Annotated in this window: 18 protein-coding genes; 14 read left to right on the top strand and 4 right to left on the bottom strand. The window is 49.0% G+C overall.

Features of this window, described 5'->3' with window-relative positions; genetic code table 11:
- Positions 1 to 178: 178 nt before the first annotated feature.
- From M0415_RS19255 to hslR, 3 genes are all read right to left on the bottom strand, one after another.
- Positions 179 to 1,720 carry a phosphoenolpyruvate carboxykinase gene (locus M0415_RS19255; protein WP_011715419.1) on the bottom strand — a complete coding sequence of 514 codons (1,542 nt, stop codon included), beginning with the start codon at positions 1,718 to 1,720 and terminating at the stop codon, positions 179 to 181.
- Positions 1,721 to 1,920: 200 nt separating this feature from the next.
- The gene (hslO, locus tag M0415_RS19250) at positions 1,921 to 2,781 is read right to left on the bottom strand and encodes an Hsp33 family molecular chaperone HslO (protein ID WP_249552975.1); all 861 of its coding nucleotides are present in this window, start codon (positions 2,779 to 2,781) and stop codon (positions 1,921 to 1,923) included.
- Positions 2,782 to 2,817: 36 nt separating this feature from the next.
- The gene (hslR, locus tag M0415_RS19245; protein WP_088213082.1) at positions 2,818 to 3,216 is read right to left on the bottom strand and encodes a ribosome-associated heat shock protein Hsp15; all 399 of its coding nucleotides are present in this window, start codon (positions 3,214 to 3,216) and stop codon (positions 2,818 to 2,820) included.
- Between the two features lie 251 nt (positions 3,217 to 3,467).
- On the opposite strand from hslR, the gene gspC reads away from it, so the two are divergent.
- From gspC to M0415_RS19185, 12 genes are all read left to right on the top strand, one after another.
- Positions 3,468 to 4,394: a type II secretion system protein GspC gene (gene gspC, locus M0415_RS19240; RefSeq protein ID WP_088213084.1), complete on the top strand. Its 927-nt coding sequence runs from the start codon at positions 3,468 to 3,470 to the stop codon at positions 4,392 to 4,394.
- Positions 4,395 to 4,418: 24 nt separating this feature from the next.
- Positions 4,419 to 6,530, top strand: a complete 2,112-nt coding sequence (gspD, locus tag M0415_RS19235) for a type II secretion system secretin GspD (protein WP_088213085.1) — start codon at positions 4,419 to 4,421, stop codon at positions 6,528 to 6,530.
- Positions 6,527 to 8,092, top strand: a complete 1,566-nt coding sequence (gene gspE / locus M0415_RS19230; RefSeq protein ID WP_086902859.1) for a type II secretion system ATPase GspE — start codon at positions 6,527 to 6,529, stop codon at positions 8,090 to 8,092. Before gspD ends, gspE begins: the two co-directional genes overlap by 4 nt.
- A 3-nt stretch (positions 8,093 to 8,095) precedes the next feature.
- Positions 8,096 to 9,319, top strand: coding sequence for a type II secretion system inner membrane protein GspF (gene gspF, locus M0415_RS19225; protein WP_249552977.1), 1,224 nt, complete (start codon positions 8,096 to 8,098; stop codon positions 9,317 to 9,319).
- 69 nt (positions 9,320 to 9,388) lie between these two features.
- Positions 9,389 to 9,823 carry a type II secretion system major pseudopilin GspG gene (gene gspG, locus M0415_RS19220; RefSeq protein WP_011715426.1) on the top strand — a complete coding sequence of 145 codons (435 nt, stop codon included), beginning with the start codon at positions 9,389 to 9,391 and terminating at the stop codon, positions 9,821 to 9,823.
- A 1-nt stretch (position 9,824) separates the two neighbouring features.
- On the top strand, positions 9,825 to 10,397 hold the full coding sequence (gene gspH, locus M0415_RS19215) for a type II secretion system minor pseudopilin GspH (RefSeq protein ID WP_249552979.1): 573 nt from the start codon (positions 9,825 to 9,827) through the stop codon (positions 10,395 to 10,397).
- Complete coding sequence (gspI, locus tag M0415_RS19210; RefSeq protein ID WP_011715428.1) at positions 10,384 to 10,752, top strand: type II secretion system minor pseudopilin GspI; 369 nt, start codon at positions 10,384 to 10,386, stop codon at positions 10,750 to 10,752. The genes gspH and gspI overlap by 14 nt, the downstream gene beginning before the upstream one ends.
- Positions 10,733 to 11,500: a type II secretion system minor pseudopilin GspJ gene (gene gspJ, locus M0415_RS19205; RefSeq protein WP_249552981.1), complete on the top strand. Its 768-nt coding sequence runs from the start codon at positions 10,733 to 10,735 to the stop codon at positions 11,498 to 11,500. The genes gspI and gspJ overlap by 20 nt, the downstream gene beginning before the upstream one ends.
- A complete protein-coding gene (gene gspK / locus M0415_RS19200; RefSeq protein ID WP_011715430.1) occupies positions 11,497 to 12,495 on the top strand; it encodes a type II secretion system minor pseudopilin GspK in 999 nt (332 codons plus the stop codon). The genes gspJ and gspK overlap by 4 nt, the downstream gene beginning before the upstream one ends.
- 48 nt (positions 12,496 to 12,543) lie before the next feature.
- Positions 12,544 to 13,731, top strand: coding sequence for a type II secretion system protein GspL (gene gspL / locus M0415_RS19195; protein WP_023266225.1), 1,188 nt, complete (start codon positions 12,544 to 12,546; stop codon positions 13,729 to 13,731).
- A 1-nt stretch (position 13,732) separates the two neighbouring features.
- Entirely contained in the window at positions 13,733 to 14,209 is a 477-nt protein-coding gene (locus M0415_RS19190; protein WP_011715431.1) for a type II secretion system protein M, read from the top strand.
- 14 nt (positions 14,210 to 14,223) lie between these two features.
- On the top strand, positions 14,224 to 14,985 hold the full coding sequence (locus M0415_RS19185; protein ID WP_249552983.1) for a type II secretion system protein N: 762 nt from the start codon (positions 14,224 to 14,226) through the stop codon (positions 14,983 to 14,985).
- A gap of 62 nt (positions 14,986 to 15,047) precedes the next feature.
- On the opposite strand, the gene yrfG is transcribed toward M0415_RS19185, so the two are convergent.
- Complete coding sequence (gene yrfG / locus M0415_RS19180) at positions 15,048 to 15,710, bottom strand: GMP/IMP nucleotidase (RefSeq protein WP_249552985.1); 663 nt, start codon at positions 15,708 to 15,710, stop codon at positions 15,048 to 15,050.
- A 334-nt stretch (positions 15,711 to 16,044) separates the two neighbouring features.
- Between yrfG and M0415_RS19175 the strand changes: the two genes are divergently transcribed.
- Positions 16,045 to 16,887 carry a sulfotransferase family protein gene (locus M0415_RS19175; protein ID WP_249552987.1) on the top strand — a complete coding sequence of 281 codons (843 nt, stop codon included), beginning with the start codon at positions 16,045 to 16,047 and terminating at the stop codon, positions 16,885 to 16,887.
- A gap of 15 nt (positions 16,888 to 16,902) precedes the next feature.
- Positions 16,903 to 21,817: DUF4347 domain-containing protein (locus tag M0415_RS19170; protein WP_249560513.1), on the top strand; the 4,915-nt coding region annotated here is incomplete at its 3' end.

The following is a 21,817-nucleotide window of genomic DNA, read 5'->3' as shown; positions in this document are numbered from 1 at the left end:
TTCAAGCCTTCGCCTTGTTTAAAGCCCGTTTAACTCCCGCTGAATGAACAGATATTTAATACGATTGGTATTAGTCATAAAATCCATAGGCAAATAAAAAGCGCGGGTTCATCGCTGAACCCGCGCTTTTTTACTCAACAATGTGTTTGATTAGATTATCTAAATGAATTCGCTACGCTTATGCCTTTGGGCCCGCGTTACGGATGGCATCAGACACTTGGTACTTAGCGAAGTTCTTAGTGAAGGCTTCGGCCAGTTTTTGGGCGTATTCGGCGTACAGTGCCTTATCGCTCCAAGTGTTCACTGGGTTGAGTAGGTTAGTGTCTACACCTGGTACCGCCACAGGCACGGCCAGATTCAGCGTCTCTAAGTGTACGGTTTCGACGTTTTTCAGTTCACCGCTGACAATCGCATCGACAATCGCGCGCGTCGTTGGAATGTCGAAACGTTTACCAATACCGTGTGGGCCGCCAGTCCAGCCAGTGTTCACTAAGTACACTTGGCTACCGAATGACTCGATACGCTTCATCAGCAGCTCTGCATACACGCCCGCAGGACGTGGGAAGAAAGGCGCGCCGAAGCAAGTAGAGAAGGTTGACTGAATCGCCGAGGTTGAACCGATTTCAGTCGAACCGACTTTAGCGGTGTAACCAGAGAGGAAGTGGTAAGCCGCTTGCTCTTTGCTCAGGATAGAAACCGGTGGCAACACGCCAGACACGTCGCAGGTTAAGAACACAACAGCGTGTGGCTCGGCGCCACGGTTGTCTTCTTTACGCTGGGCGATATGCTCGAGTGGGTAAGCCGCACGGGTGTTTTCCGTCAGGCTGCTGTCTTTGTAGTTAGGCACGCGGTGCTCGTCCATTACCACGTTTTCCAGCACAGTACCGAAGCGAATCGCATCCCAAATCACAGGCTCGTTCTTTTGGCTCAGGTCGATACACTTGGCGTAGCAACCGCCTTCGATGTTGAATACGCCGCCCGGTGCCCAGCCGTGCTCATCGTCACCGATCAGGAAGCGTTTTGGATCAGCAGACAGGGTGGTTTTACCCGTGCCTGACAGACCGAAGAATAGGGTAGTGTCGCCGTCTTTACCTACGTTAGCCGAGCAGTGCATTGGCAATACGCCTTGGGCTGGCAGCAGGAAGTTTTGTACAGAGAACATCGACTTCTTCATTTCGCCAGCGTATTTCAGGCCCGCTAGCAACACTTTGCGCTCGGCAAAGTTTAAGATCACCGCCGCATCTGAATTGGTACCATCACGCTCAGGAACACAGACGAAGTCTGGCGCGTTGATGATTTGCCATACAGGCTTGTCTTGACGGTTAAATTCTTCTGGGATGATAAAAAGGTTGCGGGCGAACAGTTGGTGCCAAGCGTATTGAGTCGTCACGCGCACTGGCTGGTAATGTTCTGGATCTGCACCGACTTCGAGGTCAGATACAAACAACTCTTTATCGGCGAGGAATGCTTCTACGCGCGCCCATAATCCTTCAAAAGCACCGGGTTCAAATGCTTGGTTGACGGGTCCCCATTCGATGTCAGCCGCTGAACTGTCTTCTTTTACGATAAAACGATCGCCAGGAGAGCGACCTGTGCGGGTACCGGTTTTAGCGACCAGTGCGCCGTTTGCAGTCAATTCACCTTCGCCGCGTAGCAGGGCAAATTCGACCAGTTGTGCTGTTGAGGGGTTGTAATGAACGCGGTTTAATCCATCCGCCATAGTGAGGTCTCCATTGACTTGTATTTGTAAGGTTATTTTTTTATCGATCGTCTGCCGATTTGTTTTTATTTATCGCCCGAGGCGTGCTAGGGGACAAAGTGTGCCGATTGTATCCTATCCGCGGGTAAAGTGTGAGCTGGATCATTGAGGCGGTACAAAAAAGGGCACCCTAAGGTGCCCTTTTAACAGTCAATTTTGACTTACTGCTGGGTATTTGAAGCTGTGCCGTTGGCATAAATAGCTGCGATATCAATACCATCGAATACGTATTTGGCATTGCAGTATTCACAACCCATTTCGACTTTACCGTCTTCGGCCAGAATGGCTTCAACTTCGGCTTGATCAATGGTTTTGATCGCGGCTGCGCTGCGCTCACGTGAGCAAGTGCATTTGAAGCTGACTTCGATAGGATCGAACAAACGCACTTCTTCTTGGTGATATAAGCGGTGCAATACGTCCTGCGCATCTAAGGTGAATAACTCTTCAGCCTTGATGGTCGCGGTCAGCTGACACAAATGCTCGAAGTCGGCATTGTGGTCTTCTTGGCTTGGCAAGACTTGCAGGAACATACCCGCAGCTTGCTTACCGTCGGCAAATAACCAGAGTGCAGTAGGTAATTGCTCTGATTGGTTAAAGTAGTCTTCGACACAGGCGGCTAAGGTTGGTTTGTCGAGGGCGACCACGCCTTGGTAACGCTCGCCTTCATCTGGCGTCAGGGTGATAACCATATAACCTTGGCCAAACAGATCGGCGAGGCTAGCATCGTCGGCTAACTCGCCTTCCCAGCGGGCAATACCGCGTAATTGCTGCTGGTTATTTCCATTGATCACCGCCAGTGATACTGGGCCGTTGCCCTGCAGCTGCACGCTGATATCGCCACTGAATTTTAAGGTGGCAGTTAACAGAGACGTCGCCGCCAGCAATTCACCCAGCAGGATTTGCAACACGGGTGGATAAGCGTGTGAGCCAATCACCTGCTGATAGCTGTCTTGTAACTGTACGAGTTCACCACGCACATCGGCATTGTCGAACAGGTAGCGGTTTAAAATATCTTGTATCATCTTGTATCTCACTGTTAGGTAACTTTTACGTAATTCTTAGCATTCTTTAAATCGGATAAGTTGGCGTCGTTGCTTTTTATCCGGTTTATGGTCGGGCGCAGGATTATTGAGAATATTCAATCGTCTTGCTTCGGCATTTACCGCACGCTTGGCTATACTGGCGGCCGTTTCTTCGTACAATTCCTGCGCAATCGATGCACTTTGGCGCATTTCAGATAATTTTTTTATGACGATCTCTTTATCGTCATATCCCTGTCGTATCTTAAGGACGGCACCTATCTCGGCATTCTTACTAGATTTGGTGCGAGCACCGTTGTAATGTACTTTGCCGCCGTTGATCATTTCTTTGGCAATGGCACGGGTTTTATAAAAACGTGCGGCCCATAACCACTTATCGAGTCGAACGCTGCCACTGTCGCTTACACTTTGCGTCATAGTGTCTCCAAGATAAAAGATCGATGAGTTCACATGCTGAGTAATAAAATGCCTAAGTCGCATTGCGATGATGTTAAAGGGTGGTGCGCTTCACACCCTTTTTAGGCGGGCAAAGTTAGCATAAATGGCCAATTTTCGCCAATTGCAATACTGTTATGGGGTTGTTGCCAAATGCGGCCTAGGTTAGCATGTGGCGAACATTCTAATTTTTATAATCAGAACAGAGACCTGTATTGAGGGTCCACATAAATATGGATTTATTAGATAAAGTTATCGCTAAAGCTGCAGGTATCCCGCATAAGCCATTGAGTCAGGTTGTTTTCTGGTTTGGTTTTATTCTGTGTTTACTCTTAGCCGCGCAAATTACATGGAAACTCGTACCTAGCACTTCATCCCCAACGGCTTGGTCTCCTACGGCTGTCACCACGACAGGTAAAGGGGCTGGGCAAGTTGATCTGGCGGGATTACAGCAGCTTGCACTGTTTGGCAGAGCCGACGCCAAAACCGATAAACCGAAAGTGGAAGTGGTTGAGACTGTGACCGATGCGCCTAAGACTTCTCTCTCGATTCAATTAACGGGTGTGGTGGCCTCGACCGCCGATCAAAAAGGCCTCGCGATTATCGAGTCCAGCGGCAGCCAAGAAACCTATAGCCTAGGCGATAAGATCAAAGGCACTTCGGCTTCGTTAAAAGAAGTCTACGCCGACCGGATTATCATCACCAACGCGGGCCGTTACGAGACTTTGATGCTCGATGGTCTGGTTTACACCAGCCAAAGCCCGGCGAATCAGCAATTACAAAAGGCTAAGAGTGAAAAAGCCGAGGTGGTTAGCCGCGTGGATCAGCGCAAAAATGCTGAAATTTCCCAAGAGCTGGCCGAATCCCGCAGCGAACTCTTAGCCGACCCCAGCAAAATCACCGATTACATCGCGATTTCTCCCGTCAGACAGGGCGAAAGCGTCGTGGGTTACCGTTTAAATCCGGGTAAAGATGTGAATCTTTTTAAGCAAGCGGGCTTTAAACCCAATGACCTTGCGAAATCGATTAATGGATACGACCTGACTGTGATGAGTCAGGCGTTAGAAATGATGAGCCAATTACCTGAATTAACTGAAGTTTCCATCATGGTTGAGCGGGAAGGACAATTGGTTGAAATCATGTTTAGTTTGCCGCAATAACACGCGTTAGAGGAAAGTAAAATAATGAATAACAAACGGATTCGACGCAAACTGATTGCTGGAGTTGTGGCTGGCGCCACTATGCTGACCTCGCAATTTGTTTGGTCTGAACAATATGCGGCCAACTTTAAAGGCACTGATATCCAAGAATTTATCAACATCGTTGGTAAAAACCTGAATAAAACTATCATTGTTGACCCGACCATTCGCGGCAAGATCAACGTGCGCAGTTATGATCTGCTCAACGATGAGCAGTATTACCAATTCTTCCTCAACGTGCTGCAAGTGTACGGTTATGCCATCGTCGAGATGGAAAACAACGTCATCAAGGTCATTAAAGACAAAGATGCGAAAACCGCGGCGATTCGTGTCGCCAACGACAACGACCCAGGTTTGGGCGATGAAATGGTCACCCGCATCGTGGCGTTGTATAACACTGAAGCCAAGCAGTTAGCGCCGTTATTACGCCAGTTAAACGATAACGCCGGTGGCGGTAACGTAGTGAACTACGACCCATCGAACGTACTGATGCTGTCAGGCCGCGCCGCGGTAGTGAACAAGTTAGTTGAAATCGTTCGCCGTGTTGATAAGCAGGGCGATACCTCGGTACAAGTGGTGCCACTCGAATATGCCTCAGCCGGTGAAATGGTGCGTATTATCGATACCCTTTACCGCGCGACGGCTAACCAGGCGCAGCTCCCAGGACAAGCGCCTAAGGTGGTTGCCGACGAGCGGATTAACGCCGTAGTGGTCAGTGGTGATGAAAAGAGCCGCCAACGCGTGGTTGAGCTTATCCACCGCCTCGATGCCGAGCAGGCCAGCACAGGTAATACCAAGGTACGTTACTTACGTTATGCCAAGGCCGAAGATTTGGTTGAGGTGTTGACCGGATTTGCGCAAAAGCTTGAGGGTGAAAAAGACCCTAGCGCCCAGGCCGGAGCTAAACGTCGTAATGAAATCAACATTATGGCCCACACTGATACCAACGCCTTAGTGATCAGCGCCGAGCCAGATCAGATGCGCACTATCGAGAGCGTGATCAACCAACTCGATATTCGTCGCGCCCAAGTATTAGTCGAAGCCATTATTGTGGAAGTCGCCGAAGGCGATAACGTCGGTTTCGGTGTGCAATGGGCATCTAAAGCAGGTGGTGGTACTCAGTTCAATAACTTAGGTCCAACCATTGGTGAAATTGGTGCCGGTATTTGGCAGGCACAGGATGTGAAAGCTTCCCAAACTTGTACTGGTTCTGGGGATAATCAGACCTGTACAGACAACCCTGATACCAAAGGTGATGTGACATTACTTGCCCAAGCCTTAGGTAAAGTGAATGGTATGGCGTGGGGCGTGGCCATGGGTGACTTTGGCGCCCTAATACAAGCTGTATCGGCCGATACCAACTCGAACGTACTGGCAACACCTTCTATCACCACCTTGGATAACCAAGAAGCCTCCTTTATCGTCGGTGACGAAGTGCCGATTCTAACCGGTTCTACCGCTAGCTCAAACAACAGCAACCCATTCCAAACCGTTGAACGTAAAGAGGTTGGGGTGAAGTTAAAAGTGGTGCCTCAGATCAACGAAGGCAACGCGGTTAAGCTTGCGATTGAGCAAGAAGTCTCGGGCGTAAACGGTAACACGGGTGTGGATATTTCCTTCGCGACTCGCCGTTTAACTACCACTGTGATGGCCGATTCAGGGCAAATTGTGGTGCTCGGTGGTTTGATTAACGAAGAAGTCCAAGAAAGCGTGCAGAAAGTACCATTCCTTGGTGACATTCCGGTACTCGGGCACCTATTCAAGTCGTCTTCGAGTAAGAAGACCAAAAAGAACCTGATGATCTTCATCAAGCCTACCATTATCCGTGATGGTGTGACTATGGAAGGTATCGCAGGCCGTAAATACAACTATTTCAGAGCATTACAACTTGAGCAGCAAGAGCGCGGCGTGAACTTAATGCCAAATACTCAAGTGCCAATTCTGGAAGAATGGAATCAATCTGAATACCTGCCGCCGGAAGTGAATGAGATTTTAGAGCGTTATAAAGAAGGCAAAGGGTTAGATACCAATATGCGTAAAACGGACTCGACCCTCAAGTCGCTGGATGAAAACAAGAACAAAGACAAAACACAATGAGTGAAATACAAGTAACCCAAGTCGAGGATTTAAGCCTAGTTTCTAACGAACTAGGGCTTGAAGCCGAAGGTGATGAGGTATTTCGCTCCAGCAGCAAAGAGCGTTTACCCTTTGCCTTTGCCCACCGCCATGAGGTGATTTTAGCCTATGGCGATGATGGCGCCTTGAACCTGTTTTATACCGCTAAGACCCCATTAGCGGCCATGCTCGAAGCGCGCCGCTACTCGGGCGCGGATTTGCCACTGGTATTGCTCGAACCGGGCAAGTTTGAGGCGAAATTAACTCAGGCGTATCAAGCCAACTCCTCCGAAGCGCAGCAGCTGATGGAAGATATTGGCAACGAGATGGATTTATTCACCCTCGCCGAAGAGCTGCCGCAAACCGAAGATCTGCTCGAAGGCGATGATGATGCGCCTATTATCAAGCTAATTAACGCCTTGTTATCTGAAGCGATTAAAGAAGAAGCCTCGGATATCCATATCGAAACCTACGAGAAGCAGTTGGTCGTGCGTTTCCGTATCGATGGTGTGTTGAAGGAAGTGCTTAAACCGAATCGTAAGCTGTCATCTTTGTTGGTGTCGCGGATTAAGGTCATGGCGCGCCTCGATATCGCCGAGAAACGTGTACCGCAGGACGGCCGTATTTCGCTGCGGATTGCGGGTCGTGCGGTGGACGTGCGGGTATCGACCATGCCATCGAGCCATGGCGAGCGTGTGGTGCTGCGTCTGTTAGATAAAAATGCCGGCAATTTGGACTTAAAACAACTGGGGATGACCGACAGTATCCGTGCCCAGTTCGACGAGATCATCCGTCGTCCACACGGCATTATTCTGGTGACAGGCCCTACGGGTTCGGGTAAGAGTACCACGCTGTATGCGGGTCTTACCGAGATTAACTCTAAAGATACCAATATCTTAACCGTTGAAGACCCCATCGAATACGAGTTAGAAGGTATAGGTCAAACTCAAGTGAACACTAAGGCGGACATGACCTTCGCCCGTGGTCTGCGTGCAATTCTGCGTCAAGACCCGGATGTGGTGATGATCGGGGAAATCCGTGACCTAGAAACCGCCCAAATTGCGGTGCAGGCATCTTTGACTGGCCACTTAGTGATTTCAACTCTACATACCAACACGGCTTCTGGCGCGATTACCCGTTTGCAGGACATGGGCGTAGAGCCTTTCTTAGTCTCATCGAGTTTGCTTGGGGTATTAGCCCAGCGCTTAATCCGTACTCTCTGTCCAAAATGTAAGACGGAACATGTGCCCGATGCCCGTGAGCGTGAGCTACTGGGAATGGCGGCGGACGATCATCGCCATATTTACCGCGCCAATGGCTGTAAGGCCTGTGGTAGCAGTGGCTACCGTGGTCGTACGGGTATCCATGAGTTATTGCTGGTCGATGATAATGTGCGCGAGCTGATCCACGGTGGACGTGGCGAACTGGCGATTGAGAAATATATCCGCCAGTCGGTGCCAAGCATTCGCCACGATGGCATGAGCAAGGTGCTCTCAGGTATCACCACTCTGGAAGAAGTCCTAAGGGTGACCCGCGAGGAGTAAGCTATGCCAGCATTTGAATATAAGGCGCTGGACGCCAAGGGAAAACAGCTAAAAGGGGTGATTGAGGCGGATACCGCCAGACATGCCCGTAGTCAGCTGCGCGACCAACGTATGATGCCGCTGGAAATTTTGCCGGTCACCGAAAAGGAAGCCAAGGCGAAAGGTACGGGATTCTCGCCCTTTAAACGCGGGATTTCGGTGGCGGAATTAGCGCTGATCACCCGTCAAATCGCGACACTAGTTGCGGCGGGCTTACCGATTGAGGAATGTCTTAAGGCTGTAGGCCAGCAATGTGAGAAGGCGCGTCTCGCCAGCATGATCATGGCGGTGCGCTCCCGCGTGGTGGAAGGTTATAGTCTGGCCGACTCTCTTGCCGAATTTCCGCATATTTTCGATGACTTGTACCGCGCCATGGTGGCCTCGGGTGAAAAATCCGGTCACTTAGAAGTGGTACTGAACCGCTTAGCCGATTACACCGAACGTCGTCAGCAGCTGAAGTCGAAACTGCAACAGGCGATGATTTACCCCATTATGCTGACGATAGTGGCCATTGGGGTGGTGTCGGTGTTGTTGGCGGCCGTGGTGCCAAAAGTGGTTGGCCAATTTGAGCATATGGGCGCCGAGTTACCCGCGACGACTCGCTTCTTAATTGCCGCTTCGGAATTTGTCCAACACTATGGCCTGTTTGTTATCTTGGCGATCGGTATTCTGCTGGTGGTGTTCCAGCGTCTGCTTAAGTCACCGATTTTCAAGATGAAATACCATACGTTTTTGCTGAAAATGCCGGTGATTGGCCGAGTCAGTAAAGGACTCAATACCGCGCGGTTTGCGCGTACCTTAAGTATTTTATCCGCCAGCTCGGTGCCTTTGTTAGATGGGATGCGCATTGCCAGCGAAGTATTGCAAAATGTGCGGGTGCGAGCGGCGGTGGATGATGCCACGGCACGCGTACGGGAAGGAACTAGCCTAGGCGCAGCGTTGACTAACACTAAGCTATTCCCGGCGATGATGTTATATATGATCGCCTCAGGGGAGAAGAGTGGTCAGCTCGAGGAAATGCTTGAGCGTGCTGCGGATAACCAGGATAGGGAATTCGAGAGTAATGTTACACTGGCGCTGGGTGTGTTCGAGCCCATGTTGGTGGTGAGCATGGCGGGGGTTGTACTCTTTATCGTGATGGCCATTCTGCAACCTATTTTGGCACTGAACAATTTGATTAGTGGCTAGTTATTAAATTTATGGATTATTGCCTCTTTGGACTCAGAGATGGCGCAGGTTTTTTAGGAGATGTAGTCGATGCAAATGAACAAAAAGCACAAGGGTTTTACCTTACTCGAAGTGATGGTGGTTATCGTTATCCTCGGTATTTTGGCGTCTATGGTAGTGCCAAACCTGATGGGCAACAAAGATAAAGCCGACCAACAGAAAGCGGTATCTGACATAGTAGCGCTCGAAAACGCCTTAGATATGTACAAGTTAGATAACGGTGTTTATCCAACGACTGAACAAGGTTTAGAAGCCTTAGTGCAAAAACCAACCATTTCACCCGAGCCACGTAACTACCGTGAAGAAGGTTATGTAAAGCGTTTACCACAGGATCCATGGCGCAATAACTACTTACTGTTAAGCCCAGGCGAAAACAGCAAGTTAGATATCTTTAGTGCAGGCCCAGATGGTCAGCCAGGTACCGAAGACGATATCGGTAACTGGAACTTACAGAACTTCCAATAAGATGGTAACGCTGCGCCACGCCGGCTTCACCTTGATGGAGATGATGCTGGTGATTTTGTTAATGGGACTCACCGCTGCGGCGGTGACTATGTCTATTGGCAATTCAGGTCCACAACAGGCGCTGGAAAAAAACGCGCAGCAATTTATCGCCGCCACAGAATTAGTGCTGGATGAAACCGTCTTGAGCGGTCAATTTATCGGTATCGTGGTGGAAAAGACCAGCTATCAGTTTGTTTATTATAAAGATGGTAAATGGAATCCATTGGAGAAGGACAGGATTCTGTCTGAAAAACAAATGGAGCCCGGCGTCGTGTTGAACCTAGTGCTCGACGGTTTACCCTTAGTGCAGGAGGATGAGAAGGACGAGTCGTGGTTCGACGAACCCTTAATCGAGCCTTCTGCGGAAGATAAGAAAAAGCATCCAGAGCCGCAGATTTTGCTGTTGCCGAGTGGTGAAATGAGCGCTTTTGAGCTGAGCTTTATGACCAAGACCGACAATGGGCCACTCGATGTGTTAGTGGTGGGCGATGCCCTTGGCCGTTTAACCCTAGGGCGACCCGATGAAATACGCTAAGGGGATGACCCTACTCGAAGTCATTGTGGCCTTGGCGGTATTTGCCATCGCCGCCGTCTCTATCACCAAAAGCTTAGGTGAACAGATGGCGAACATGCCGATTCTGGAGTCGCGCACCCTTGCCCAATGGGTGGCGGATAATCAAATGGTGGATGCCAGACTCGATCCGCAATTTCCCGAATTAGGCAAAAAAGAAGGGCAAGTAGAACTCGCGGGTAAGGATTGGTACTGGCGTAAAGAAGTGGTGAAAACCACGGATGATAACTTTCGCATGATCCGCATTAGTGTCAGTGAAGATGAGCGTTATCAGCGTATTGCAGCACAAGTGAGCAGTTATGTCCTTAAAACAAACTAAGGCTCATAAGGGATTTACCCTGCTGGAAATGCTGATCGCGATTGCGATTTTTGCCATGTTAGGTTTAGCCGCCAATGCGGTACTCAGCACTGTGCTGACCAATGATGAAGTGACCCGTAACTTCTCGGTGCGTTTAAAGGCACTGCAGCAAGGCTTTGGCGCGATTGAGCGCGACCTTGGGCAGATGGTGGCGCGGACACCCAGATTACTCGAAGGCGGCCGTGGTACCACAGTGTTCCAAACGGGTAACGATATTTTAGATTCGGAATCAGAGGCCTTAGTGTTCTACCGCTTAGGCTGGCTCAACCCCGACGGCTTATTGCCCCGTGGCAGCATACAGTCGGTTGCCTATGTGGTACGAGAAGGAAAATTAGAGCGTTGGTACTTTCCGTATCCCGAGCCCGAATTTGGCGCCGAGCCAATGAAGACTGTAATTATCGACAAGGTGCTCTCGGTCGAGTATTCCTTCTTTATGGAGGACAAATGGGAACGCAAGGTCGAGGCGACCAAGTTACCCAAAGCCATCGCAATGGAAATTGAGATTGAAGGCTTAGGCAAAATTCAACGCAAGTTTATGTTGCCCTTGGGCGCGGCGGCGCCAGAGAAATCCAATGATGAGGACAACAAGAACGACAACGCCGATGACAATAAAGACGACAACGGCGACCAAGACAATAATGGCGATGGCTCGGGTAACGGGGAAGAAGACCCCGGCAAAGGTGACCCTGAAAATAAGGATGGCGCATGATAAGGCGAAATCCTGCTAAACAACGTGGCGTCGCGCTGATTGTGGTGTTGCTGATCGTAGCCATGGTGGTGATTATCGCCACCAATATTACTAGCCGAAATCAGTTGTCGATGCGCCGCACCTTAAACTTAGCCCAGTACGATCAGGCCTATTGGTACGCAATTTCCGCCGAAGAGTTGGCGAAGAAGATCCTGAAGCAGGACTTGGACGATTCGGAAGGTCGTGTACACAAACAACAATATTGGGCCATGAGCGACGTAGTGTTTCCGGCGGAATATGGTGAGATTGCAGGCAAGATCACCGATATGCGTTCGTGTTTTAACTTAAATGCTTTGTCCGTCACCACAAAAGATGTGGAAAACGGTCAACCTAAATTGCCGTTAGCGGCAAAGCAATACAAAGCCTTATTAGTGAGTTTAGGGATGGATGATTTTACCGCGGATCATTTAACTCAAACCCTAAAGGATTATATCGACGAGGACACAGTCGCGAGCCCATATGGCGCCGAAGACGCCGAATACGAGGCGCGTAATGTGCCATATCGCGCCGCGAATACCCTGATGAATCACAGGAGTGAGTTGCGGGCTGTGATAGGTTACACCCAAGATATTTATTTGAAATTATTGCCTTATATTTGCGTCATTCCAGGGAATGACAGACAACTGTTAAACGTGAACACCATAGATGTCGAGCAAGCGGCGCTGCTGGCGGCCATGCTGGATAATCAGATTTCGGTTGGTGAGGCCGAAAGCATTATCAACCAACGCCCCGGCGATGGTTTTGCCAAGATCGATGATTTTTATGAATCCTCCTCAATGGGGTCGATTAAGTGGGAAGATGCGATGAAGTCCAGTTTTGTGGTGGACAGTCAGTACTTCCTCCTCGCCTCGGGCGCTAAGGTCGATAACGCCATTTTTAGGATGGAGAGTGTGCTCAAAAAGGGCAGCGGTAACAAAATGGATGTGCTCACCCGTCAGTTTGGTGGACAAAAATAATATCAAACAAGCTCAATCTTTTAAGATGGAAGCTGGTGGAGAAAAACTGTGAGTGAACGGCTATTTATTCGCTTAGGCAGAACCGCAGAGCAGGCATGCTCTTGGCTGGTTTGGTCCGAACAAGAACAAGAAATTATCGCCTCTGGTGAACTTGCCAACGCCCAAGGTTTATCAACCTTAACCGAGCGCGCGGGAAATCGGCCTATCGATGTATTGGTGCCAGCCTCCGCCATGACGCTCACCAGCGTGAATCTGCCCGAAAAAGGCCAACGCCAAGCCTTAAAAGCCCTGCCTTTTATGCTGGAAGAAACCATCGCCGATGATGTGGATGCGATGCACTTTACCGTTGGCCCACGCAATGGCGATGCTCTCAGTGTGGTGGCCGTTGCCCATGAGCAAATGCAAACTTGGCTCAGCTGTTTGGCCGAAGCGGGTTTAAAAGTGAAGCGTATCGTGCCCGATTGCCTCGCCTTGCCATTGCAGGAATGCCAATGGGCGGCCATGCGTTTCGGTAACGAGTTATTACTGCGTACAGGATTAGGGACTGGTCACAGTCTGCCTTTACCTTGGCTACCAGTCGCGATGCAGCAACTGACGGCGCAGGCCGACGAAGTGTCGGTCGCCAGTTACACAGAGATGGAACTGGACGGCGTTGAACTTAAGCCACAGCCGCTCGATTTACCTATGTTGGTACTGGCGCGCGGTATCTTACATGCGCCCATCAACTTACTCACGGGTGTGTATACGCCGAAGCGCGAATACAGTAAGCATCTGTTGCAATGGAAAAATGCCGCAATCGTGTTAGGCGTTGCCATTGTCTTGTCCTTAGTGAATAAAGGCTTAACCATTCATCAGGTGAATGGCCAGATTGCCGATCTGAAGGCGCAGAGTGAAGCCATTTACCAACAAGTGGTACCGGGGAATTCACGCATCGTGAATTTACGTTCGCAGATGGAAAGCCAGCTGCGCGCACTCCAGGGCCAAGGCAGTGGTGCTGAGTTTTTTGCGATGCTCGATGGTTTACAGGACGCCTTTAAACAAGTGCCCGAGCTGAAACCAAACACCTTAAGATTTGAGAGCGCCCGTAATGAAATCCGCATGCAAGTCACGGCCAAGAATTACGCGCAAATTGAGAAGTTTAAAGAGATAGTCGGCCGTCGTTTCCAAATGGATGGCGGTACGATGAATAGCGGTGAAGATCAGGTCACCAGCACCTTAACCTTGAGGAGCAAATAAGATGGATAATTTGCGGACTTGGTGGCAAGGGCTCGCATCGCGCGAGCAGCAAATCGTCGGCTTCGGCGCCGTTTTCTTAGTGATCGGTGTGTTTTACTGGGGCATCTGGACACCCATTGCCAATGCCGAAGCTAATGCACTGCGCAACTTAACGGCGCAGCAGCAGACTCTGACCTATGTAAAGCAAACGGCGAATAAAATCGCTGGCTTAAAACAAAGCGGCGCTAAGCCGACAATGTCAGGCAGCTTAAGCTCGGTCGTTAACCAAACGGCGGGCACTTACGGATTAGTGATCACTCGCATGCAGCCCCAGGGCGATAAAATCCAAGTGTGGATGGATGATGTGCCATTCGATGCCTTACTCAATTATTTGAGTGACTTAGTGCAGAAAAAAGGCCTATCACTTGAGAGTGTTGATTTGGCAGAGGCCGACGCGCCTGGCTATGTCAAAGTAAGACGTATCCAACTAGCGCAATAGGTTAAGGTGTAGCTGTGAGTTTGATAAAAAAAATCATTATAGGTGTACTGGTTTATTTAGTGTTTTTGCTGGCGTTATTTCCCGCCAGTGTCGCTGTGCGCCTCGCGCCACTGCCTGCAAACGTGGGGATTTCTGGAGTGAGCGGCAGTATTTGGTCAGGCAGCATCGAAACCTTAAATCTGCAGCAACGCCAATTGGAACAAGTACGCTGGGAGCTGAGCCCTTGGGCGTTGTTTTTGGGTAAAGTGAAGCTGGATTTTCAAGTGGGCAGCCGTGCAACCCCAGTGAGTGCCAAAGGGTTAATCACTTGGTCTATGGGTGGTATCAGCGCTCAAGGATTGCGTTTTGAGGCGCCAGATAGTTTCTTGATTGGCAATGCTAAACTGCCCTTCAGAACCGAAATTAACGGTGAAGTCAGCCTGCTGGTCGAAACTCTAGAACAAGGTAAACCTTGGTGCGAGCAGTTATCGGGCAAGTTGTTTTTAAATCAAACCAATGTGAAGAACCAATTCGGCAATTATCCACTGGGTAATATCGAGTTGGGGCTGAGTTGTGTTGAGGGTAAAGCCCAGCTTACAACCGATGAGAGTAAAAACCAGTTGGGGATTATTGGCACGCTACAGCTAGATGAAGGCAATATGGTTAAGGTTGCCGCTAAGATTAAAGAAACCAACGAACAGCCAGAAGATATGCGTAAATCCCTCGGGATGCTCGGCAAGCGTGGCAGCGATGGTTACTTCCCTGTGGTTTATCAGGGCCGTATTCCAGGGCTTTAATCTTAGATAAGCTTGAGAATGATTCGATAAAGGCACCTTAGGGTGCCTTTTGTTTTAAAGGATTAACCCGCTAGATCGGCAAACAGCAGGCGATAGTCGCTAATGGCCGGAAAATCATGGAAGGCCTTAGCGGGCTTTTGGCTATCGGGATTGCTGATCCCGAGCTGATGGCCCACGCCCGCTAAGCGCGCCGCATTCAAAATAGGCTCGCTATCATCGATAAACAGGCAGCGCTCTGGCACTAGGGCGAATTTTTCAAATAGCGTTTGCCAAAATTGTGGGTGCTCCTTGGGATAACCCGTTTCATGGCTCGAAATCATCGCATCTAAGCCGCTTGCCAGTTCAGTGTGCTCCAGCTTAAGCGCAAGACTCTTAGGGTGGGCATTGGTGACTAAGATACGTTTTTTACCCGCGGTGGCGAGGGCATCAAGAAAGGGCATGCTGTCTTGGCGCAGCTGAATACGGTCAACTAAGTTGCGGTGAAGCCCCATAATGTCGAGCTGCAGCTCGGACTGCCAATAATCGAGGCAATACCAATCTAACGTGCCCGCGACTCTGCCGTAGGCTTCTTCCACCAGTTGTTGTGCCTGGCTTTGGCTTAATCCCCGCTGCTTGCTCAGCTCCTGCGGCACCAGACTCAACCAAAAATGGTTGTCAAAGTGTAGGTCGAGCAGGGTGCCATCCATATCGAGCAGTACAGTATCAATCTTCTTCCAGTCAAACATGGGATGTCCTGTGTGGTTGCTATTTGTCCAACAAAAAGTGGTGAATATATTCCGAACGACAAAATATGTTTTCAGATGTTTCGTATTTGTTTTGCACTATCCTTATTTGGTGGCTATTTTGTTTATTATTGGTTAAGTTTCGCGAGTTGAAATCGGTAAGTCGAAATGATTATACCGTGAATTCAACGCTGCTTTGGATAACTGCTCTAGATTGTGTGGGTAAGAGCTCTATTTATCCACATAAGTTAATTTTTACCCAGATTATGGTTAGGTGTCTTAGTCGTACGCTTTGACATTTCTATATAAATAATGATTTCAGAAAGCAAGGGATTGAATGACGGCTCAATTACATTTTATTTCGGGTTTACCTCGTTCTGGCTCCACGCTGCTTGCGGGAATATTGAGGCAAAATCCACTCTTTCACGCTGCTATGAGTAGTCCTGTTGCGGGACTTGTGAATGGTGCCTTGGAGCAAATGGGCGCAGGAAGTGAAAGCTATTCCTTTTTTGATGAACAAAAGCGCAAAGCCATTTGTCGAGCATTGATCGATGCCTACTACAGCGATAAAAGCCAAGCAGTTATTTTTGATACCAATCGTCTATGGACAGCGCGTCTTCATCAGTTAGTTGAATTAGTTGATGATTTTAAAGTGATTTGTTGTGTGCGAAATCCTGCATGGATTATGGATAGCTTTGAAAAAATTTACCGTAAAAACCCTTTTGACTACAGTCGGATGTTTAACGCAGCTACTCGCCAAACCGTATATAGCCGCTGCGAAGCTCTTATTAATACGGGTGGGAGTGTGGGGGCCGCTTGGACGGCATTAAAAGAGGCTTATTACGGCGAATATTCAGATCGATTGTTATTAGTGGATTACGATCTGCTGACTCAGCATCCAGCTCGCACTCTAGAATTAATTTACCGTTTTATTGGCGAGCCTTTGTTTGCGCATGATTTCGATAATGTCGATTATTCAGAGAATGAATTTGATCAAAACCTGGGTGTAAAAGGTTTGCATAACGTCGGCAGAAAGGTGGAGTTTAAAAATCGACGTAGCATTTTGCCACCAGATTTATTTGTGAAGTACCAAGAAATGGACTTCTGGCTGGATACTACTGGCACTGCAGCCAATATTATTGCCAGTAAAAAGTCGCCAGTAATACCAGTTAAAAACTAAGGAACTTAGAGTACTATGGCAAACAAAATTCTTACCGGGTTGTCTTCTCTGTTGCTTCCCTTTGGGCTTTATGGCGCGCCCGTGCAGCTTTCTTCTGGTTATTCACGTTCGTATCTTTCGGCTACGGCTCAAGGAAACCTACTTCCAGTAAGCACTGCAGCATCTTCAAAGGTGCTACGCGGATTGGCGCCTGAAAAGGCTAATGACCTAGATATAATTGGTGCCTACCCCGTTAAGGAGTTGGTGGTTATTGATTCTGCCGTACCGGACAAACAACTCTTTTATCGTGGCCTTAAACCCGGGATTGATATTGTTGAAATCGATTCGAGCCAATCTGGGGTACGTCAACTAAAGACTATTCTCTCTAAATATCATGATCTTGCTGCAATTCACATTGTCTCACATGCACAAGAGGGGGCCTTATTACTAGGTAACTCTCGCATCACTGCTGAGAATATAAAGCAAGAAGTGGAGGTTTTCGCTGCCTTAAATGGTGCAGTACGCGAAGGTGGTGACCTGTTGTTTTACGGTTGTGAGTTAGCTGCAAATGCTGCTGGTGAGGAGTTGCTGGATATAGTTCAGCACAACACTCATCTGGATGTGGCTGCATCAAACAATTTAACCGGAGATTCACGGCAACATGGTGACTGGAACTTAGAAATTCAGCGCGGTCATATTGAAACTGAACTGGCCTTTACCGAAAAAGCGCTTAAGGATTTTTCTGCGGTCTTAGGTCAGTATACGCCTTTGAATTTTTGTCCTGGCACATATGTTGCCAACGCAGTCAATATCACTTCTACAGATACACACTATACCATTGCGACCTCTCCTAATCGTTTATATTGTGGCCAATTCGGGCAAGTCGGTTACTCAAATCCAATGCCATCCACACACACTATTACTGTGACAGGGAATAACGGAGTTTTTAATCTTAGCCAACTTCGAATAGGTGGTGGGACTTGTCCAACTAACAAGGTCTATGGCTATAACAGTAACTCATTAGTGGCTTCGTCGACTAACAATCCTCCAGATCCTTCGAACTTTAGAACAGATATTAATATGTCCGCTTTTAGCGGAATAGCTATCGATAAGTTTGTTATTAAACTCTCTAGTTGTGCTGGTTTATCGGGTATTGTCTCATTTACCGTGCCCGATCCGGATAATACGCCGCCAACAGTAAATTCAGTGAGTTCGAGTGCCACAAATGCTACTTATAAAGTGGGTGATGTTATTGGTATTCGGGTGAACTTTAGTGAGGTTGTAAACGTTATAGGTACTCCACAGTTAACCCTTGAAACTGGCTCCACAGATAGGGTAGTGAATTATTCAAGTGGTACAGGGACAAGTGCACTGCTTTTTAATTATACGGTTCAGGCAGGGGATACCACGTCCGATTTGGATTATGTGGCAACGAATCCCCTGTCGCTCAACGGCGGTTCTATCAAAGATGCTGCGGCCAATAATGCAACACTGATATTACCATCTCCGGGTGCTGCCAACTCTCTAGGGGCCAATAAAAACATCGTCATAGATGGCGTGGTGCCTACTGTTTCCTCGGTCACGTCAAGCACAAGCAGTGGCACTTATAAAGCTGGTGATGTGATTAGTATCCAGGTGAATTTCAGTGAAACAGTTAATGTGACCGGTACGCCACAACTGACGCTGGAAAATGGATCAAGTAATAGGACTGTGAACTATTCGACTGGAACAGGTACTAGTTCGCTCACATTCAGTTACACAGTACAAGCGGGAGATATCTCCAGCGATCTGGATTATGTGGCAACAAATTCCCTTGCACCCAATGGGGGTACAATTAAAGATGCTGCAGGCAACAATGCGACTTTAACTCTTGCATCGCCTGGAGCAGCAAACTCCTTAGGTGCGAATACAGCGATAGTTATTGACGCGGTGACACCTTCGGTGACGAGTATCGCCCCCAGTGGTGGAGCAGTATCAACTGATACCAGTGTGGATTTCACGGTGAACTTCAGTGAGTCGGTGAGCAATATTTCCACCGATGATTTCAGCTTAGTAACAACTGGCGGTGCAACGGGCACAATTGCCAGTGTGTCTGCTAGTACTGGTTCCAGTGTGACAGTGACGGTCAGTGGTATCAGTGGGAATGGCTCGATCAAGCTCAATCTGAACGGTTCAACAAACATTTCAGATGCCGCAGGTAATTCAGGTCCTGCAGCCTATAGCAGCGGTACAACCCACACGGTCGCAATTCCTACTGCACCAAATGCACCTACGATAGGTACGGCTACAGCGGGGGATGGTCAAGCAAACGTGACCTTCACAGCTCCTGGCAGTAATGGTGGTTCGGATATTACCACTTACACCGCAACAGCTAATCCTGGAGGGGCGACAGGAAACTGTGCTGGTCCTGCAGCCTGCACCATTACAGTTGGCTCATTAACTAACGGTACTGCCTATACCTTCACTGTAACTGCGACCAATGCTATTGGAACTGGCTTGGCATCAGGGAGCTCAAATGCAGTAACTCCGAAAGCTGATCAGATCATTACTTTTGCGCAACCTGCCAATTATAACTTTGGTGCTACACCAACGCTGACGGCGACTTCTAATTCTGGACTGACAGTAAGTTTCTCGTCGTCAACCTCAGGCGTTTGTACTATCACTTCCGGTGGCGCGCTTACCTTTGTCACTGCTGGTACTTGTACTATAGATGCCGATCAATCCGGTAACGCTGCGACTAATGCCGCTATGACGGTTACGCGTTCGTTTGCTGTTAATGCGGTAACACCGACGGCACCAACAATCGGTACTGCAACCGCAGGGAATACTCAAGCATCGGTTAGCTTTACCGCTCCTGTAAGTAATGGCGGTGCAGCGGTTACCGGTTATACAGTTACCTCTAATCCCGGTGGTTTTATTGGATCAGGAACCAGCTCGCCAATTGCTGTTACTGGTTTGACAAATGGAGTGTCCTATACATTTACCGTTACCGCGACCAACTCTGTCGGGACAGGTTCTGCTTCCGCGGCGTCCAATTCTGTTACTCCTGTGTCACCTCAGACAATTACTTTTACGAATCCTGGTGCACAGAGTTTTGGTTCTTCGCCAACTTTAGTCGCGACATCCGACTCAGGGTTAACAACGACTTTTACTTCATCAACTACAGGGGTTTGTACTATCACAACGGGCGGAACCCTGACGTTCGTTACGGCTGGTTCTTGTACCATTAACGCTGACCAAGTGGGTAATTCATCCTACTTGCCTGCAACTCAAGTTTCCCAAACCTTTACAGTTAATCCTGCATTGCCTAGTGTTCCTACAAGTGTAACTGCGACGGCTGGGAATGCTCAGGCAAGTGTGGCCTTTACCGCTCCGGTCAATACTGGTGGCACGAGTATTACAGGTTATACAGTAACAGTCAGCCCTGCGGATGTTGCACCAATTAATGGTTCAGGTTCACCGATAGTAGTGTCGGGTTTAACTAACGGGCAGGCTTATACTTTTACTGTCACTGCTAATAACTCAGCAGGAACTGGTCCTGCATCAGCAGCATCCAACTCGATAACCCCCAAAGCGACTCAGATCATTACTTTCAATAACCCCGGTGCGCAGAACTTTGGTTCGTCACCAATGTTTAGTGCGACTTCTGATTCTGGTTTATTACCTACCTTTACTTCATCCACAACTGGTGTTTGTACGATCACAAGCCTTGGTGCTGTGACATTCGTCACTGCGGGAACTTGTACTATTAATGCAGACCAGTCTGGTGACGCCAGTTATTTACCTGCGACCCAAGTTAGTCGTTCCTTTACAGTGAATGCTGTTGTTCCTGGGGCTCCTGTAATTGGCACTGCGACAGCGGGTGATGCTCAAGCCTCTGTGAGTTTTACCGCTCCAGGATTTAGTGGTGGCGCGCCCATTAGTGGATATACCTTAGTCTCGATTCCTGGCGGCATTACTGCATCGGGCGGCTCTTCGCCCATTGTTATCTCTGGATTAACCAACGGTACTTCCTATTCATTTACTGTAGCTGCGACAAATTCGGCTGGTTTAGGTAGTGCCTCATCGGCGAGTAACACGGTAAAACCCAATGGCGCACCAGTTATTAATGGCACACCAACGTTAACCGTTAACCAGGGGGCGCTATATAACTTCGCGCCAGTAGCGACTGACTCCCCTGGAGATAGTCTAACGTTTAGCATTAATCAGACTATTTCATGGTTGACCTTTAATAGCGCAACGGGAGCTTTATCTGGCACGCCTTCTAATCAAGATGTGGGTGTGATTAATGGTATTGTGATCAGCGTGTCAGATGGTTCGCTGTCCGCGAGTCTTCCTCCCTTTAATTTGAGTGTAATTAACGTCAACGACGCACCGACCATCAGTTCAAGCGCACTCACCAGTGCGACTCAGGATGCGGCCTACAGCTACACCCTAGTGGCGACGGACAGCGATGTGGGCGACAGTCTGACCTTAAGCGCCGTGACTTTGCCAAGCTGGCTGAGCTTTAATGCGGCGACGGGCGCGCTGAGTGGTACGCCAAGTAATGCTAACGTGGGCAGTCATGCGGTATTGCTTCGCGCCACGGATGTGGATGGCTTAACCGCAGACCAGAGCTTTACGATAGTGGTGGCGAACGTCAACGATGTGCCGACCATCAGTTCAACCGCGTTGACCAGTGCAACCCAAGATGCGGCCTATAGCTACACCTTGGTGGCGACAGACAGCGATGTAGGCGACAGTCTCACGTTAAGCGCCGTGACACTGCCAAGCTGGCTGAGCTTCAATGCGGCTACGGGCGTGCTGAGTGGTACCCCAACTAACGCTAACGTGGGTAGCTATGCGGTATTGCTTCGCGCCACGGATGTGGATGGCTTAACCGCAGACCAGAGCTTTACGATAGTGGTGGCGAACGTCAACGATGTGCCGACCATCAGTTCAACCGCGTTGA

The organism is Shewanella sp. 10B (assembly GCF_023475885.1).
GTDB classification, from domain to species: domain Bacteria; phylum Pseudomonadota; class Gammaproteobacteria; order Enterobacterales; family Shewanellaceae; genus Shewanella; species Shewanella mangrovisoli.
This window is presented reverse-complemented; position numbering and strand designations above follow the sequence as displayed.